Origin of the sequence: Solibaculum intestinale (assembly GCF_040096205.1) — a bacterium.
GTDB classification, from domain to species: domain Bacteria; phylum Bacillota; class Clostridia; order Oscillospirales; family Acutalibacteraceae; genus Solibaculum_A; species Solibaculum_A intestinale.
In genome coordinates this window covers 1-2,486 of record NZ_JBBMFD010000054.1, presented here as the reverse complement: position 1 = coordinate 2,486, position 2,486 = coordinate 1, and the positions used below count along the sequence as shown (strand labels likewise).

The following is a 2,486-nucleotide window of genomic DNA, read 5'->3' as shown; positions in this document are numbered from 1 at the left end:
ACCATCGGCGATACCGCTACCAGCGGTTCCCGTTTGCCGGTTGGTGTCAATCACGTATATAACGCAAACGATCGTGGAACGGAAACCCGTTTCGGCAACGGCTGGACGCTGAACGTCAAGCAAAGCATCGAGGTATCGGGCCTTCCGCCGACGGGCGGGATAGAATTTCCCTATTACTATGTGGATGAGGACGGAACCCGGCATTATTTGTACAAAGAAGGCGATGTCTACAAGGACGAGGACGGCCTTGGCCTGGAGATGCAGGTGCTTAATCCGGAAGACGGAGAAATTAAATACGTGGTCACCACCAAGGACAAGGCCGTGATGCGGTTTGACAGATGGGGCGACCTGCGGCAGTACCGGGACCCCAACGACGACAACCGGGTCAACTACAACAACGGCCCGGTGGCAGACGATCTGGGGGAAAACTACCTGGGCAACCTGACCGACGGGGCCGGGCATATGCTCACCTTTGAGTACGGTCCTGGTTATCGCAAGCTCACGAAAATCACCGATGAGGCGGGCCGCGCCTATCAGTACCATTACGACGGCACCGGCAACCTGACCAGCATCACCTACCCGGACGGAGAAGTGACGCAATTTCAGTATGATTCGGACCACAAGCTGGTGAAAGTCATCGGCATAGACGGCTATTCGCTAGAATACACCTATTCGAATGACATGGGTGTGGCTAGAGTTACCCAGGTGCGGGAGATCAGCGGCAATAACGTGGGGATAACCCACCATATACAATATAATAACGGCCTTGTTACCACAATTAGCGACGGGGGCCCGGACGGCAATATCGATACTGCCGGCGACAACCGCACCTACACCTATCATTTCGACAATCTCGGTCGCTGCACCGACGCACACGATTCCGAAGGCAGCGCCAATACGTACCAGTATTTTACCGCTTCCACAACGACCAGCTCGGACGCGGACATGCAAAAGCACAACAGCCTCCTGGGCTCTGGCTCTACTCAGAAGAACATTTTGAACTTTGTGGATAATCCAGGCTTTGACAACGTGGGCGACAACTGGATTGCGCAAAGGATGAGCGGCGATCCCAATTACGAGTATGGGGTGGTCCGCACCTATGACAAAGGATACCTGGGGAACACCTCCATCTCGGTGAGCAAGGGGACGGCGGATTCTTCCTGCGGCGTAGCTCAGGACATTACCTTGTCTACCACCGGGAAATACACCCTGTCCGCCTATGTGAACACGGAAAATGTGGTGGACACCGGCTATGGTGGGACCGGCGCTACCCTGATCGCAGTCCCGGTGGACAGCGCGGGGAATTGGATCGGTTCGCTGCAATTTTCCGAGTTTGTTACCGGCACCAGCGACCCTGCCATCGAAAACGGCTGGCAGCGGCTCTATGTGACCTTCGACGGGGCGGCAGGGACCACCTACCGGATTTACGGGGCCATCTGCAACACCACGGGTATCGCCTGGTTTGACTGCTTCCAGCTGGAAGAGGGGGAAGTGCCCAACAAGTTTAACCTGGTGAACAACCCCAGCTTTGAGCGGACCGACGGGGCTGACTTCCGTGGCTGGCGATCGGATTTGTTCGGCTCTGCGGACGGGATTACCACCGACCACTGGAACGGCGGCAAGGCGGTGAAGATCACCGGCGAGCTGGAAAAACGCAAGTTTATCCAGCAAAACATCAACGTCTCCGGCAAGGAGGGGGACGTGTTCTCTTTCAGCGGCTGGGCCAAGGGAAGCACCATCCCGGGCCGGGAATTCCGGATCTCGGCAGCGGTCATCTACGATTCGCCGGACGCAAGCGGTTCCACCGCGCGCTGGAATACCTATGACTTTAACCCTTACGTATCCGACTGGCAGTTCGGCAGCGTGATCGTGAATACGGCGGACGAGGATCCGTCCACCACGCGTAACTATACCCGCATCGACCTGTACATCTTCTACGGGGACAACCTGAACACCGCCTGGTTCGACGACATCCAGCTGATCAAGGACAACGGGCAAAGCTACGTTTACGATGATGAAGGCAATGTGGTTTCCGCGGCGGACGCGGCGACAGCCAACGGTTTTACCTATAACGACGACCGGCTGGCGAAGCTGACCGACCCCACGGGTACTTCCTTTGAGTACAGCTATGACTTCAACAAGAAGTCGAACCTACTGTCCGCCCGCAATTCCGAAGGCGTCAAGACCTTGTTCCAATACGACCAATACGGCAATCCGGTGGAAGCGACGGTACAGCACGACATTACCTCCACCGCGGTCACCGACGGCCGGGTCTACTACATCCGAAATAGGGGCTCAGGCAAATACCTGGATGTAACCGGATCGCATGGATCTGGAGGGACGCTTATTCAGCAAGCGTGGTACGACGGGGGAGCTCAACAAAAATGGATGGCCATTGACGTAGGAGGAGGCTACTTCAAGTTTAAGCCCATGCATTATGCACCGGGAATGGTGATGGACCTGCGCACCGGCTCCTCCACCAACGG

1 protein-coding gene is annotated in these 2,486 nt (G+C 56.4%); it reads left to right on the top strand.

The window, feature by feature from the left end:
* Positions 1-2,486 (top strand): RICIN domain-containing protein (locus WMO26_RS13425; protein ID WP_349221141.1); only part of this gene is annotated, 2,486 nt, incomplete at both ends.